At 50.4% G+C, this 15586-nt stretch carries 14 protein-coding genes; 5 read left to right on the forward strand and 9 right to left on the reverse strand.

The genetic code is table 11. The features are described 5' to 3' along the window. Window positions 1-41 precede the first annotated feature (41 nt). The 3 genes from ACJHXB_RS05350 to selO all read left to right on the forward strand — a co-directional run bounded on the left by ACJHXB_RS05350 (window position 42) and on the right by selO (window position 2965). Window positions 42-506 carry a C40 family peptidase gene (locus ACJHXB_RS05350; protein ID WP_001209785.1) on the forward strand — a complete coding sequence of 155 codons (465 nt, stop codon included), beginning with the start codon at window positions 42-44 and terminating at the stop codon, window positions 504-506. A gap of 246 nt (window positions 507-752) precedes the next feature. Beyond that, window positions 753-1466 (forward strand): anti-FlhDC factor, encoded by a 714-nt coding sequence (ydiV, locus tag ACJHXB_RS05355; RefSeq protein WP_001563444.1) that lies wholly within the window; start codon window positions 753-755, stop codon window positions 1464-1466. A 62-nt stretch (window positions 1467-1528) separates the two neighbouring features. Then, entirely contained in the window at window positions 1529-2965 is a 1437-nt protein-coding gene (selO, locus tag ACJHXB_RS05360) for a protein adenylyltransferase SelO (protein WP_000175607.1), read from the forward strand. A 3-nt stretch (window positions 2966-2968) separates the two neighbouring features. On the opposite strand, the gene hemP is transcribed toward selO, so the two are convergent. The 3 genes from hemP to ppsR all read right to left on the reverse strand — a co-directional run bounded on the left by hemP (window position 2969) and on the right by ppsR (window position 5327). Further along, window positions 2969-3160 (reverse strand): hemin uptake protein HemP, encoded by a 192-nt coding sequence (gene hemP, locus ACJHXB_RS05365; RefSeq protein WP_001270810.1) that lies wholly within the window; start codon window positions 3158-3160, stop codon window positions 2969-2971. 130 nt (window positions 3161-3290) lie between these two features. Beyond that, window positions 3291-4337 (reverse strand): 3-deoxy-7-phosphoheptulonate synthase AroH, encoded by a 1047-nt coding sequence (aroH, locus tag ACJHXB_RS05370; RefSeq protein ID WP_001082226.1) that lies wholly within the window; start codon window positions 4335-4337, stop codon window positions 3291-3293. Between the two features lie 156 nt (window positions 4338-4493). Next, window positions 4494-5327 (reverse strand): posphoenolpyruvate synthetase regulatory kinase/phosphorylase PpsR, encoded by an 834-nt coding sequence (gene ppsR, locus ACJHXB_RS05375; protein ID WP_000368046.1) that lies wholly within the window; start codon window positions 5325-5327, stop codon window positions 4494-4496. Between the two features lie 332 nt (window positions 5328-5659). Here ppsR and ppsA point away from each other — a divergent pair, with 332 nt between their 5' ends. Beyond that, complete coding sequence (ppsA, locus tag ACJHXB_RS05380) at window positions 5660-8038, forward strand: phosphoenolpyruvate synthase (RefSeq protein WP_000069370.1); 2379 nt, start codon at window positions 5660-5662, stop codon at window positions 8036-8038. Window positions 8039-8094: 56 nt separating this feature from the next. Here ppsA and fadK read toward each other — a convergent pair whose 3' ends face one another. From fadK to ACJHXB_RS05405, 5 genes are read right to left on the reverse strand one after another with little or no spacing between them, the layout of a single operon-like run. Beyond that, entirely contained in the window at window positions 8095-9741 is a 1647-nt protein-coding gene (gene fadK, locus ACJHXB_RS05385) for a medium-chain fatty-acid--CoA ligase (RefSeq protein ID WP_001469174.1), read from the reverse strand. A 56-nt stretch (window positions 9742-9797) separates the two neighbouring features. Next, window positions 9798-10091, reverse strand: a complete 294-nt coding sequence (locus ACJHXB_RS05390) for a ferredoxin family protein (protein ID WP_000081071.1) — start codon at window positions 10089-10091, stop codon at window positions 9798-9800. Continuing rightward, window positions 10088-11377: an FAD-dependent oxidoreductase gene (locus ACJHXB_RS05395; protein ID WP_001278512.1), complete on the reverse strand. Its 1290-nt coding sequence runs from the start codon at window positions 11375-11377 to the stop codon at window positions 10088-10090. Before ACJHXB_RS05395 ends, ACJHXB_RS05390 begins: the two co-directional genes overlap by 4 nt. Before the next feature lie 55 nt (window positions 11378-11432). Further along, the gene (locus tag ACJHXB_RS05400; RefSeq protein WP_000080716.1) at window positions 11433-12371 is read right to left on the reverse strand and encodes an electron transfer flavoprotein subunit alpha; all 939 of its coding nucleotides are present in this window, start codon (window positions 12369-12371) and stop codon (window positions 11433-11435) included. Between the two features lie 19 nt (window positions 12372-12390). Beyond that, entirely contained in the window at window positions 12391-13155 is a 765-nt protein-coding gene (locus ACJHXB_RS05405; RefSeq protein ID WP_000692117.1) for an electron transfer flavoprotein, read from the reverse strand. Between the two features lie 315 nt (window positions 13156-13470). Between ACJHXB_RS05405 and ACJHXB_RS05410 the strand changes: the two genes are divergently transcribed. After that, window positions 13471-14382 (forward strand): AraC family transcriptional regulator, encoded by a 912-nt coding sequence (locus ACJHXB_RS05410; RefSeq protein ID WP_000284798.1) that lies wholly within the window; start codon window positions 13471-13473, stop codon window positions 14380-14382. A gap of 42 nt (window positions 14383-14424) precedes the next feature. Here ACJHXB_RS05410 and ACJHXB_RS05415 read toward each other — a convergent pair whose 3' ends face one another. Next, window positions 14425-15576 carry an acyl-CoA dehydrogenase gene (locus tag ACJHXB_RS05415; RefSeq protein WP_000347836.1) on the reverse strand — a complete coding sequence of 384 codons (1152 nt, stop codon included), beginning with the start codon at window positions 15574-15576 and terminating at the stop codon, window positions 14425-14427. Between the last annotated feature and the right edge of the window lie 10 nt (window positions 15577-15586).

Consider the following 15586-nt stretch of genomic DNA (forward strand, 5'->3'; position numbering starts at 1 on the left):
CTAAATTAATGCAAGAATAAAAAACAGAGGAACCGTACGGAATGCGTTTCTGCCTTATTTTGATCACAGCACTGTTTCTGGCCGGGTGTAGCCACCATAAAGCACCGCCGCCAAATGCCAGACTTTCTGATTCGATTACCGTTATTGCCGGTTTGAACGACCAGCTACAGAGCTGGCATGGCACGCCGTATCGTTATGGTGGCATGACGCGGCGCGGTGTGGACTGTTCGGGGTTTGTGGTTGTGACGATGCGCGATCGTTTCGATTTGCAGCTGCCCCGTGAAACCAAACAACAAGCCTCTATCGGCACGCAAATTGATAAAGACGAGTTGCTGCCTGGTGACCTGGTCTTTTTCAAAACGGGCTCCGGACAAAATGGTTTGCATGTAGGTATTTACGATACCAACAACCAATTTATCCACGCCTCTACCAGCAAGGGAGTGATGCGTTCCTCACTTGATAATGTCTATTGGCAGAAAAATTTCTGGCAGGCGAGACGAATCTAGTATGTCGAAAAATTGACGGCGATGATACATCTCCGTCCATTTACTCCTGAATACAGTAGTATTTTACAGACAAAAATTCCGTAAATGGATTATTCGTTTATAATCAGGATAATCTAATAAAAGGACCCCTGAAAAAGTGGTTAACATGGAACAAATGAAAGTTACTCCTTCTGTAATTGTTATGTCTTATGGCCTCATCCCTTTTAGCCGGATACTGAAAAACATCCTTCGAGAGGGACGGTTACCATGAAGATTTTTTTGGAGAATCTTTATCATTCTGATTGCTATTTCCTGCCGATAAGAGATAACCAGCAAGACCTTGTCGGCGTTGAGTTAATTACCCATTTCTCCAGTGAAGATGGTACGGTTCGTATCCCGACGAGTCGGGTTATAGCGCAACTTACCGAGGAGCAACATTGGCAATTATTTTCAGAGCAGTTGGAATTACTAAAATCATGCCAACACTTTTTTATTCAACATAAACTCTTTGCCTGGCTTAATTTAACCCCACAAGTGGCTACATTATTATTAGACAGGGATAATTACGCAGGCGAACTATTAAAATATCCGTTTATTGAACTGTTGATTAATGAGAATTACCCGCATCTCGATGAAGGAAAAGATAATCGCGATCTTTTGTCCTTATCGCAAATGTATCCCCTTGTGTTAGGTAATTTGGGCGCAGGCAATAGCACAATGAAAGCGGTTTTTGATGGTCTTTTCACCCGCGTCATGCTGGATAAAAGTTTTATTCAGCAACAAATTACGCATCGCTCCTTCGAACCGTTTATTCGTGCGATCCAGGCGCAAATTTCCCCATGTTGCAATTGCATCATCGCGGGGGGCATTGATACGCCAGAAATAATGGCACAGATTACCCCCTTTGATTTCCATGCTCTCCAGGGATGTCTGTGGCCTGCCGTTCCTGTAAATCAGATAACGACGTTGGTTCAGCGATAACCCTCCTGTTTGCTGGTGTTTAAGACGAGAGTAACCGTCTACACTATCAAACAGGAGGATCTATGACCCTGTCTTTTATTACCCGTTGGCGCGATGAATTGCCAGCAACCTATACAACACTTTCTCCTACGCCTTTAAATAATGCCCGGCTGATTTGGCATAATGCCGAACTGGCTAACACGCTGGGTATTCCATCGTCACTGTTTAAAAATGGCGCAGGTGTCTGGGGTGGCGAAACCCTACTGCCTGGTATGTCACCACTGGCGCAGGTTTACAGTGGTCATCAGTTCGGCGTCTGGGCGGGCCAACTGGGTGATGGGCGCGGCATTTTACTTGGCGAACAACGGCTTGCTGATGGCACTACAATGGACTGGCATCTGAAAGGTGCTGGCCTGACGCCTTATTCGCGAATGGGTGATGGACGGGCGGTTTTACGTTCGACGATACGAGAAAGTCTCGCCAGTGAGGCGATGCATTATCTGGGCATTCCGACGACCCGCGCGTTAAGTATCGTCACCAGCGATTCGCCAGTGTATCGGGAAACGGTGGAGCCAGGCGCGATGCTGATGCGTGTGGCACCAAGTCATCTGCGCTTTGGTCATTTCGAACATTTTTACTATCGCCGCGAGCCGGAAAAGGTTCGTCAGTTGGCTGACTTTGCCATTCGTCATTACTGGTCACATCTTGAAGATGATGAGGACAAATACCGTCTCTGGTTTAGCGATGTTGTCGCACGTACCGCATCGCTAATTGCCCAATGGCAGACGGTCGGCTTTGCTCATGGGGTGATGAATACCGACAACATGTCGCTGCTGGGGCTGACGCTTGATTACGGGCCGTTTGGTTTTCTTGATGATTACGAACCCGGTTTTATTTGTAATCACTCGGATCATCAAGGGCGTTATAGCTTTGATAATCAACCTGCTGTCGCGTTGTGGAATTTACAGCGTCTGGCGCAGACATTGTCACCATTTGTTGCCGTAGATGCCCTGAATGAGGCCCTGGACAGCTATCAGCAAGTTTTGTTGACGCATTATGGACAACGGATGCGGCAGAAACTGGGCTTCATGACGGAGCAAAAAGAGGATAACGCGCTACTGAATGAATTATTCAGTCTGATGGCGCGAGAGCGCAGCGATTATACCCGCACATTCCGCATGCTGAGTCTGACCGAGCAGCACAGCGCGGCGTCACCGCTACGTGATGAGTTTATCGATCGTGCGGCATTTGATGACTGGTTTGCCCGTTATCGGGTACGTTTGCAACAAGACGAGGTTACCGATAGTGAGCGTCAGCAGCTGATGCAAAGCGTTAACCCAGCTCTGGTGTTGCGCAACTGGTTGGCGCAACGGGCGATTGAAGCGGCAGAAAAGGGTGATATGACGGAATTGCACCGCCTGCATGAGGCGTTGCGAAATCCTTTCAGCGACAGAGATGATGACTACGTCAGTCGTCCACCTGACTGGGGTAAACGGCTGGAAGTCAGCTGCTCGAGTTAAAGGCTACTTGGTCAACAGCAGCTTGCCAGCCTGAGTTTTACGGAGCAGATATTCTTGCCCGTCATGATCGATAATCAGTTTGCCATCCGGACCTAACAGTGTCTGGCTGGTAATTCGCCGGATGGGCTGCGGGGAAGCGGTCTTGTGATTGGCATCCGTTTCAGGCGTGAGTTTTCTGCTATCCGTATAACGCATAAAAATTAATAATAATTGATATAACAATGATTCTTATTATCAATATTATGGCGGCCAGAGCAAGCAGTAATTTGTTGAGAAGACAACAAGTTGCGCAGAAATGCCCATTCCGTCAGGAATGGGCACGCATTCAGAAGCGGGTATCAACCGCAGAGGCGAGTTTTTCGACCAGGCGTTCGGTATCTTCCCAGCCCAGACACGGGTCGGTAATCGATTGACCGTAAGTGAGCGGCTGACCGCCGACGATTTTTTGCGTTCCTTCGCGCAGGAAACTTTCCGCCATAATTCCAGCAATCGCCGTAGAGCCATTGCGGATTTGCTGACAAATATCCTCACAAACTTCTAACTGGCGACGGTGCTGCTTCTGGCAGTTACCGTGGCTGAAATCCACCACCAGATGTTCAGGTAAATCAAACTCGTGCAGCGTATCGCAGGCTGCGGCGATATCATCGGCATGATAATTCGGTTTTTTGCCGCCACGCATAATAATGTGGCCATACGGGTTGCCGCTGGTCTGATAGATGGTCATCTGACCATTTTTGTCTGGCGAGAGGAACATATGGCTGGCGCGGGCTGCGCGGATAGCATCCACAGCAATCCGCGTGTTGCCATCGGTACCATTTTTAAAACCTACCGGACAGGAGAGTGCCGAAGCCATTTCACGGTGGATCTGACTTTCGGTAGTACGTGCGCCAATCGCGCCCCAACTGATTAAATCAGCAATAAACTGACCGGTCACCATATCGAGGAACTCAGTCGCGGTGGGGACGCCCAGCTCATTTACCTGTAAAAGTAATTTGCGCGCCAGCTCCAGACCGTGATTTACCCGATAGCTGCCGTTTAAATCCGGATCGGAGATTAGCCCTTTCCAGCCGACAACAGTTCGTGGTTTTTCAAAATAGGTGCGCATTACGATTTCCAGCCGTGACTGGTACTGGTTGCGCAGCGACTGCAGACGGGTGGCGTACTCCATTGCAGCGGTGAGATCGTGGATCGAGCAGGGGCCAATAATGACCAACAGTCGCTTATCTTCACCATTCAGTATTTTTTCAATTCTGCGGCGGGAGTCGGTGACATGGGTGGCGACGCCAGGCGTTACGGGATACCGTAGCGCGAGTTCGGCGGGCGTTACCAGGCTCTCAATACGCGCAGTACGGAGTTCGTCAGTTCTGTTCATTACAAGTCTCAGAAATTTGTTGCTTCTACGGCAGGACTACCGGGAAGTGATGCGCATCACGATAAACCAATCGCAGCTGATTTCAAGTGCGAGGTGTGTCACACCTCGCCGGGTGGTTAGCATGATAACAAAAAAATAAGCTAATGCACTAGTTCTCTAGTACATTCGGCGGCTAAGGCCCATGATATCGAGGATCTTGGTGGCAATCTCTTCTACCGAATAATTGGTACTGTTAATCCACGGGATCTGATTTTTACGGTACAACGCTTCCACTTCCGCGACTTCCATCCTGCACTGACGAAGCGAGGCATAGCGACTGTTCTCCCGACGTTCCTCGCGAATCGCCGCCAGACGTTCCGGGTCGATAGTCAGGCCGAACAATTTATGCTGAAGCGGTTTGAGCGACGCGGGTAGCACAAGATTATCCATATCGTCGGCAATAAAGGGGTAGTTTGCCGCGCGGATACCAAATTGCATTGCCAGATACAGACTGGTGGGGGTTTTACCACAGCGAGAAACGCCGAGCAGGATCACCTGAGCCTGGTCCAGATTGCGTAACGAAATGCCATCATCGTGGGCGAGGGTGTAATCAATCGCAGCAATGCGCGCATCATATTTATTGAGATTATTAGGGTTAAGGCCATGGGTACGATGAGCAATCGGCGTGGGATCCAGTTTCATCTCTTGTTGTAGCGGGGCAACCAGCGCCTGAACGATATCCTGGCAAAAGCCCTCACTTTGCAAGATGATGGCGCGAATCTCCGGCAACACGATGGAGTAGAAGACCAGCGGGCGCACACCTGTCTGGTGATAAATTGCGTCAATCTGATCCTTCACTGCCCGTGCACGGCTCTCATTTTCGACAAACGGCAGCGTAATGCTGCTGATAGTGACGGGAAATTGTGACATTACTGCGTGTCCTAATACCTCCGCAGTTATTGCCGTACCATCAGAAATATAAAAAACGTGGCGATCAACAGCATTATCCATTTTGTTCTTCCCGTGATGCAGACATAATTCTATGAAAGCATAAATTAAAAACGCACAGAAGCGTAGAACGTTATGTCTGGTTTATAAAATGAACCTTCAATTTTATTTTTTATGAAAACAGCATTTCATTTTTACGGTTTCGTTTATACCGATGGTTTATGTGGAAATTGTCGAAGAGAGCAGATTTGCGCAACGCTGGGATCAGTCTTAAAAAGTAAAAAAATATATTTGCTTGAACGATTCACCGTTTTTTTCATCCGGTTAAATATGCAAAGATAAATGCGCAGAAATGTGTTTCTCAAACCGTTCATTTATCACAAAAGGATTGTTCGATGTCCAACAATGGCTCGTCACCGCTGGTGCTTTGGTATAACCAACTCGGCATGAATGATGTAGACAGGGTTGGGGGCAAAAATGCCTCCCTGGGTGAAATGATTACTAACCTTTCCGGAATGGGTGTTTCCGTTCCGAATGGTTTCGCCACAACCGCCGACGCGTTTAACCAGTTTCTGGACCAAAGCGGCGTAAACCAGCGCATTTATGAACTGCTGGATAAAACGGATATTGACGATGTTACCCAGCTTGCGAAAGCGGGCGCGCAAATCCGCCAGTGGATTATCGACACTCCCTTCCAGCCTGAGCTGGAAAACGCCATCCGCGAAGCCTATGCACAGCTTTCCGCCGATGACGAAAACGCCTCGTTTGCGGTGCGTTCCTCCGCTACTGCAGAAGATATGCCGGACGCTTCTTTTGCCGGTCAGCAGGAAACTTTCCTCAACGTTCAGGGTTTTGACGCCGTTCTCGTGGCAGTGAAACATGTATTTGCTTCTCTGTTTAACGATCGCGCCATCTCTTATCGTGTGCACCAGGGTTACGATCACCGTGGCGTGGCGCTCTCCGCCGGTGTTCAGCGGATGGTGCGCTCCGACCTCGCATCTTCTGGCGTGATGTTCTCCATTGATACCGAATCCGGCTTTGACCAGGTGGTGTTTATCACTTCCGCATGGGGCCTTGGTGAAATGGTCGTGCAGGGTGCGGTTAACCCGGATGAGTTTTACGTGCACAAACCGACACTGGCGGCGAATCGCCCGGCTATCGTGCGCCGCACCATGGGGTCGAAAAAAATCCGCATGGTTTACGCGCCGACCCAGGAGCACGGCAAGCAGGTTAAAATCGAAGACGTACCGCAGGAACAGCGTGACATCTTCTCGCTGACCAACGAAGAAGTGCAGGAACTGGCAAAACAGGCCGTACAAATTGAGAAACACTACGGTCGCCCAATGGATATTGAGTGGGCGAAAGATGGCCACACCGGCAAACTGTTCATTGTGCAGGCGCGTCCGGAAACCGTGCGCTCACGCGGTCAGGTCATGGAGCGTTATACGCTGCATTCACAGGGTAAGATTATCGCCGAAGGCCGTGCTATCGGTCATCGCATCGGCGCGGGTCCGGTGAAAGTCATCCATGACATCAGCGAAATGAACCGCATCGAACCTGGCGACGTGCTGGTTACTGACATGACCGACCCGGACTGGGAACCGATCATGAAGAAAGCATCTGCCATCGTCACCAACCGTGGGGGGCGTACCTGTCACGCGGCGATCATCGCTCGTGAACTCGGCATTCCGGCGGTAGTGGGCTGTGGTGATGCAACAGAACGGATGAAAGACGGTGAGAACGTCACTGTTTCTTGTGCCGAAGGTGATACCGGTTATGTCTATGCGGAGTTGCTGGAATTTAGCGTGAAAAGCTCCAGCGTAGAAACGATGCCGGATCTGCCGTTGAAGGTGATGATGAACGTCGGTAACCCGGACCGTGCTTTCGACTTCGCCTGCCTGCCGAACGAAGGCGTGGGCCTTGCGCGTCTGGAATTTATCATCAACCGTATGATTGGCGTCCACCCACGCGCACTGCTTGAGTTTGACGATCAGGAACCGCAGTTGCAAAACGAAATCCGCGAGATGATGAAAGGTTTTGATTCTCCGCGTGAATTTTACGTTGGGCGTTTGACTGAAGGGATCGCGACGCTGGGTGCCGCGTTTTATCCGAAGCGCGTCATTGTCCGTCTCTCTGATTTTAAATCGAACGAATATGCCAACCTGGTCGGTGGTGAGCGTTACGAGCCAGATGAAGAGAACCCGATGCTCGGCTTCCGTGGCGCGGGCCGCTATGTTTCCGACAGCTTCCGCGACTGCTTCGCGCTGGAGTGTGAAGCAGTGAAACGTGTGCGCAACGATATGGGGCTGACCAACGTTGAGATCATGATCCCGTTCGTGCGTACCGTAGATCAGGCGAAAGCGGTGGTTGACGAACTGGCGCGTCAGGGGCTGAAACGTGGTGAGAACGGGCTGAAAATCATCATGATGTGTGAAATTCCGTCCAACGCCTTGCTGGCAGAGCAGTTCCTCGAATATTTCGACGGCTTCTCAATTGGCTCAAACGACATGACACAGCTGGCGCTCGGTCTGGATCGTGACTCCGGCGTGGTGTCTGAACTGTTCGATGAGCGCAACGATGCGGTGAAAGCACTGCTGTCGATGGCGATTCGTGCCGCGAAGAAACAGGGCAAATATGTCGGGATTTGCGGTCAGGGTCCGTCCGACCACGAAGACTTTGCCGCATGGTTGATGGAAGAGGGGATCGATAGCCTGTCTCTGAACCCGGACACCGTGGTGCAAACCTGGTTAAGCCTGGCTGAACTGAAGAAATAAAATAAATCCCCGGCGGCGTTTTGTCGCCGGGTTTATGTGATCCCCGAAGATGAAACTTATTCAATCTCTTCACAGACATCCTGAGTTAATCGCCGCATAATATCTTTCCTTAACAAAAACTTTTGTATTTTACCTGAGGCTGTGCGCGGTAGTTTTTCGATTACCACGATATGTTCAGGATATTTATATTTCGCGACCCGTTTACGGCTAAAAAATGCCACTACATCTTCCAGCGATAATGAATGATGCGGCGCTTTCAGCACGACATAAGCGCATGATCGTTCACCTAAGCGTTCATCGGGCATTGCAATCACACAGGCATCGTGAATTTTAGGATGCTGTAATAAAATATCTTCCACTTCACGGCTGCTAATATTTTCGCCGCCGCGGACAATAATATCTTTCTTGCGCCCGGTTATTTTTATATAGCCAGCCTCATCCATGCGGCAGAGATCGCCGCTGTAATACCAGCCTTCTTCATCCAGCGCACGGGCGGTTAATTCAGGTTCATCAAAATACCCCATAAACACATTGGGGCCACGCGAGGCTTCTTCACCTTCGCAACCTGGCGGTAAGGTCTTGCGTGCGTCATCGACCACTTTAATCTCAACTCCTGCGGCAGCGTAACCATCGGTGTGCATAAAGCGCGACAAAGGATCGTCGAGATTCACCACTGCGTGCGGCGAACTTTCTGTGGAACCATAAACACTTAATAATTTAATGCCGCGCTGTTGGCATTCACGCGCCACTTTTTTGGGGATTGTGGTCCCGCCGCAAAGAAAGAAGCGCAGCGCTGAAAGGTCAGCGGGTTGTTTCTCCAGTAAATTCAAAAGATCATAGACAAACGGCGTTGCGCCGAGCATACAGGTGCAACGCTGCTGCTCAAGCAACGCGAGACACGCATCAGGAGTGAAAATATCTAACAACACGCTGCGAGCGCCAATTAAGAATGGTGCCGTTACGCCATGCAGAAAGCCCGTTGCATGACCAAGTGGCGCAGGCATCATAAAGACATCCTGCCAGGTCAGATTCAACCGCGCGCAATAAGCCCGCTCACTGGCGAGAATATTGTTATGCGTTAGCATCACGCCCTTTGGCAGACCCTCGGTTCCGGAGGTAAACAGCACCGCGGCTAATTCATCGCCGTGGACCGTTATCGCCGTGGTCAGAGGAGTATTGTAGGCGATAATCTGACTTAATGAGAGGGAAGAGGTGGCGGGAGCCAGTTTGTCCACGCCGACAATTTGTTGTAGTTGTAGAAGCTGATTTTGCAGCGGCAGGATTAAATCTACCGGACGCGTTTGTTTAAACAACGTCGGTGCAAAGAACATTTTTGCCTGACACTTATTGAGTACCCATACCAGTTCTGCTTCCCGCCAGGAAGGCAACAGCGGTACGGAAACCGCACCGATTTTCAGGCAGGCAAGATAGATAACGGTAAATTCACACCAGCCAGGCAGTTGAAATGCGATACGATCGCCTGATTCAATACCCTTCGCTAACATCCAGTTTGCCAGACAGCTCGCGGCGTGATCGAGCGCGCTATAGGTGTACGATGCACCATGATTATCGACCACGGCAATTTTGTCTGGCATCGCACGAGCGGTCTGCTGCCAGTAATCGGCCAGCGAAGCATCGCCCCATAGCCCTTGCTGACGATACGCCGCACGACGTTGTTCGTTAAACGTTAATGTCACTTTCATTTTGGACTCTCGAGACAGAACATCAGGCCCGAGATGCGGGCCTGTGGGATGCATGATTAGCCGTAGCGAAAATCAATACCGAAGGTGCCTGCGGGATATTGCCACTGTTCGAGAATAGTGTTGCCGCACAGCACCCGACAGGTGCCGCACTCCAGACAACCGGCGGAATCGAAATGAATGTTTCCTGCGTCATCCTGCTTATAAAGTCCGGCAGGGCAAGCTTTCATTAATTTACGGAATTCATTGATATCGGGATTTGCCGCCAAAATGATATGCGGGTGGCCCTCATCAACATGGAATTTATTGACGCCTAATTTGATGTCGACGTTAACCGTAGCGTTCTGGCTCATAGCGCGGTTGCTCCCTTAATGCCATCTTTCAGCAAGTTGATCAGTCCAATTTTCTTCGCGTGTCCCATGATCATTTTGCGTACCGGTTGGTTAGGTTTGCCGTCGATGGTGAACATCTCGTTCATGATGTCGGCGACCATTCGTGGGTATTGGCTAAACAGACGCGGGTTTTCCATCAGCGCCGGGATCTTGCGGAAATGCTGCATATCGCGCATAACACAACTTTGTTCCAGCTCACGTTTGTATTGCGCCAGACTGCTGGCGGAGAAATCCGCGCGTTCTTTGGCGGCGATCACCGTTGTGGCGGCAGCCTGAGCCGATGCAATGGCTAAATCCATGCCGCGGACTGTAAAACCCAAATTCAGGCAGAAGCCTGCGGCGTCACCAACGATCATCACGCCCTCGTTAACCAGTTGCGGCACCATTGCCAGACCGCCTTCCGGCACCATATGCGCGGAATATTCAAGCAGTTTGCCGCCGCTGATCAGCGGGCGAATGGCGGGGTGTTGTTTAAAATCTTCCAGCATTTGCGGCACGCTTTTTTGCGCATGGGCGATATCACCCAATCCACAAACCAGCCCCAACGATACGGAATCCTTGTTGGTATAGAGGAATCCGCCACCCATCAGGCCGTCAGAAGGGGAACCGGCAAACAGCCAGGCGGCACCTTCCTCGCCCGTAATATTAAAGCGATCGTTGATCTGTTCTGGTGTGAGGCCAATAACCTCTTTAACACCAACAGCGTAATGATGCGGATCGGAAGCGGGAACCATTCCCAGCGAGCGGCCAAGCATCGAGTTAACGCCATCAGCCAGAATCACCACATTCGCTTCAAGAACATCATCCCCGGCCTGCACGCCAGTGACCTTGTTTCCTTCACGAACCAGCGCATCGACGCGTACGCCCGGGATAAACTGCGCGCCCGCCTGCTCGGCTTGTTCCATCAACCACGGGTCCAGACGATTACGCAATACGGTATAAGACGCGTGTTGCGGAACATCTGGTTGCTCGCGGTGAAAGTCGAGGGTAACGGCGCTTTCTTCGGTTAAGAAGGAGATTTTCTCGCGTGTGACCTTGCGTTCTACCGGCGCTGATGCTGCAAAGCCTGGAATAATCGCTTCAAGTGTGTGGGCATAAAGACGCCCGCCGGTCATGTTTTTACATCCGGCACTGTCGCCGCGTTCTATCACCAGGACATCCAGCCCGGCTCGCGCCATGACCAGTGCGGCAACGCTACCGGCAACGCCCGCACCGACCACAATGGCATCAAATTTGTCATCCGACATGCGTTATGCTCCCTTCCCGCTGCGTTTACAGCGGGAGATGTGGTTGAAAGGGGAATTAGCGGCTCAACTGGCTAATCAGGGCAGGGACGACTTTGTAGATATCGCCCACCAGACCGTAGTCGGCATAGTTGAAGATTGGCGCATTTTTATCTTTATTGATGGCGACAATCACTTTTGCGCCGTTGCCGCCAACCATATGCTGGATCTGCCCGGAGATCCCCAGCGTCAGGTAGAGATCGGATTTCAGCAACACGCCGGAGACACCGATATAACGTTCACGCTCCATCCAGTTCTCGCCTTCGGCAATTGGACGTGAACAGCCGACTTCAGCATTCAGCACCGCCGCCAGTTCGTGGACCATTTTCAGGTCATCCTGCGCTGCCAGACCACGACCGACGCCAACCACACGTTTTGCTTTGCTCAGGTCCACGCTGCTTGCCGCTTTCGCACGGCGTTCGCGACAGAGAATTTCATGACGCGGGGCAACATAAGGTACCGTTTCTGTCGGGCACTGATGAGCGGTATCACTGGTGCACGGTTCCTGAACACCGGGTGCAAGGGTAATGATCGCCAGCGGGCTGTTGATCTTTTCCTGTGCGAACGCTAACCCGCCATACATCCGGTGTTCGGCGCAAATGTGACCATCGACAATATCCACCGCCGTGGCATCGTTCACCAGCGCCGCATTCAGTTGCACACTTAACCGTGCTGCCAGAGCTTTACCACGTTTCGTCGCGGCCAGTAGCAACATAGCGGGGTTCTTATCTTTCAGCAGGGCAGCAATGCTTTCGGCGTAATTTTCAGTGCGTTGCAGCGCGTCGTTTTGCTCAAGAACATAAATACATTTTGGACCATAAGGCATAACTGCCTGCGCCTGGTCGGTATTTTGTACAATGGCATACACCTGTTGGCCCCATTGCTGCGCGCCGCCAAACAGTTCAGCATAACGTTCAGGATTATCGCTAAAGACCCAGACGCTGTTTAATTGACTCATCGTTTCTTCTCCGTAGGCTTCAGTTCAGGGCTTTCTTCAGATGTTCCGCCAGCTCGGCAATGGCCTCCGGCGAATCGTTATCGAGAATGATGTGCTTACGTTCTGTTTGCGGCGGTACGCGAATGCCGGTCAGTTCAGCAAGCGGCGCGCTCTGGCTCCAGCCAATGTCACTTGCCTGCCACTGATTTACCGGTTTTTTACCCGCGCCGAGAATGGCTTTCATCGAAGGAATGCGTGGCATATTAATATCGGAGGTGACGCAGAGCACGGCTGGAACAGAGAGCTCAATAACTTCAACATCATCTTCAAGCGTGCGTTCAATCACCAGTGTATTGCCCTGACGCTGAATAGCACTCACTGCATTAATCACCGGAAGTTGCAGAATTTCTCCGACCAGCAAGCCAACCTGCTGGGCATAAAGGTCGCCGGAACCTTCACCAAAGATCAGTAAATCGAAGCCGATCTTTTCAACTGCTGCCGCCAGCGCCTTTGCGGTATCGAGAGGCAGTGCATGTTCAAGTTGCGCATCCTGCACCAAATACAGGCTATGCGGCCCGCGGGATAGCACGTCTTTACGCACTTTCGAGTTCTGCAACAATGAGCCGCCAATGGTCAGCGCGGCTATCTCATCGTCATCTGTTGCAATCTGGCTTGCAGCTTCAATGGCATTGAGATCGAACTGGCTGATTTTGGCGTCGGCATTGTCGAAATTCAGGGTATATTCTGGAGTGACAACAATGTCCTGTTCTTCAGGCACCAGCTTAAAGCAGGTTATTATTTTCATGATTTCTCCTGTGAGTCGCATACGGAACCATCTCCGATGGAAGGTAAAAATGGCCTGAAAATAGTGTGCGATAGCGGTGCGGGGTTTTCGACGGAGCAAGCTGTTTTCCTTGCCAACAATCTTGCAAAAAAAATGCGATCGCTAAAACAAAAGTGCAATTTGCGGGAATGTTGTTATTCCATGACCGTACAATCTTGCATTCAGTGTAAATAATCTTGTTTAGCTCTCGCTAAACGCGGTTGTATAACCGCAATACACGCCGTATTTTATCCGGCATATATTGTTTTTGCTTGCTCATGGAATAGGGAGGTTGTCATGTATCAACGCTGTTTTGATAACGCCAGCGAAACGCTGTTTGTCGCTGGTAAAACGCCACGGCTTTCACGTTTTGCATTTAGCGATGATCCAAAATGGGAGTCCGGACATCACGTTCATGACAATGAAACCGAGTTGATTTACGTCAAGAAAGGGGTAGCAAGGTTTACCATCGATTCTTCGTTATATGTCGCGCATGCCGATGACATTGTGGTGATAGAACGCGGCAGGCTGCATGCGGTGGCCTCTGACGTTAACGATCCGGCAACGACGTGTACCTGTGCGCTGTACGGCTTTCAGTTTCAGGGGGCTGAGGAAAATCAGCTACTGCAACCGCATTCTTGCCCGGTAATTGCCGCAGGGCAGGGAAAAGAAGTCATTAAAACCTTATTTAATGAGCTAAGTGTGATTTTGCCGCAAAGTAAAAATAGCCAAACATCTTCGTTATGGGACGCATTTGCCTATACGTTAGCAATTCTTTACTATGAAAACTTTAAAAATGCTTATCGTTCGGAGCAGGGATATATTAAAAAAGATGTTCTGATAAAAGATATTCTTTTCTATCTGAATAATAACTATCGCGAAAAAATCACTTTAGAGCAGTTATCGAAAAAGTTTCGTGCCAGCGTCAGTTATATTTGCCATGAATTTACCAAAGAGTATCGTATTTCCCCTATTAACTATGTTATTCAACGGCGTATGACGGAAGCGAAATGGTCACTCACCAATACTGAATTATCACAGGCAGAGATCTCCTGGCGTGTGGGTTATGAAAATGTCGATCACTTTGCCAAACTGTTTTTGCGCCATGTCGGCTGTTCGCCCAGCGATTACCGCAGGCAATTTAAAAACTGTTTTGCGGAACAAGAAATCTTATCTGAATTTCCTCAACCGGTAAGTCTTGCCGGATAAATCTGGCGGCGCAGTTTGTTAAGAAGCTGCGCCGCCTGCAGATTATTTGTTCTGATAATCTTTCAGGATCTGCCGACCCGCTACGTAAATCATAATTTCGTCTGTACCGCCGCCGATACGTTCACAACGGACATCACGCCAGAAGCGAGAGACGCGCGCCTCATCGGTATAGCCCAGACCGCCCATGATTTGAATCGCATCATCAATAACTTCCATTGCGGTACGTGCGCAGTACAGTTTTGCCAGCGCCGCGCTGGTGCGCAGTGACTGATGCTGATCGGCTTGCCATGCCACTTTCAACACCATGTTGCGCATGTTGTCGATCTTAATCGCCATCAGCGCCAGTTTTTCCTGGATCATCTGGTTATGACCAATGGGCTTACCAAAAGCGATACGTTGGTTGGCATAGCGGGCGGCATCTTCGAATGCGCATTCGGCAAAGCCGGTGCTGCGCGCGGCGTTGATCAGGCGCTCCATCTCAAAGTTGTACATCACATTGAGGAAACCCATTCCTTCTTCGCCCACCATGTCGCTCTCTTCAACCTCTACGTTGTCGAGATAGACTTCGCAGGTGCTGAGCATATGCCAGCCGATTTTATGCAGCGGGTTAATCTTAATGCCGGGCTTACTGGAGTCGACCCACCACAGGGTGAAGGCTTTTTTGGGATCTTTCGGTTCTGGATCGCGCGCCAGCACCAGCATATACGGGTACTCTTTCGCGCCGGTAATAAAGGTTTTCTGGCCGTTGATGTAAACCTTGCCGTTTTTACGCGTGTAAGTGGTGGTGGCGCTGTTGTTATCTGAGCCTGCGCCTGGTTCCGTCAATGCCAGGGCATAGGCGGGATCACCCGTTTCCAGGGTGCTTTCCGCCGTTTTACGTAGCTGCTCTGCAGAACCGAAACGGCGCATACTGTGAATACATTGACCGTTGGTGATCAAAAATGCCGGGGCACCGCATTTTGACACTTCCATCAGCGCCAGCATTTGGGTGACGTAATCCGCAGGGATACCACCAAATTCTTCCGGCACGCCAAGCATGGAAATACCGTTATCCGCCAGTGCCCGCATAAATTCACGCGGGTATGTCCCGTTTTGATCGCAGGTGCGGAAATACTCTTCCGGGAAGTTGGTCGTAATCAACTCGCGAATACTGGCCAGCAGCAGTTCTTGTTCTTCAGTTAAAGAAAAATCCATCATTATACTC

The sequence above is a fragment of the Escherichia sp. WS3227_2 genome (assembly GCF_046486495.1).
Taxonomy (GTDB): domain Bacteria; phylum Pseudomonadota; class Gammaproteobacteria; order Enterobacterales; family Enterobacteriaceae; genus Escherichia; species Escherichia coli.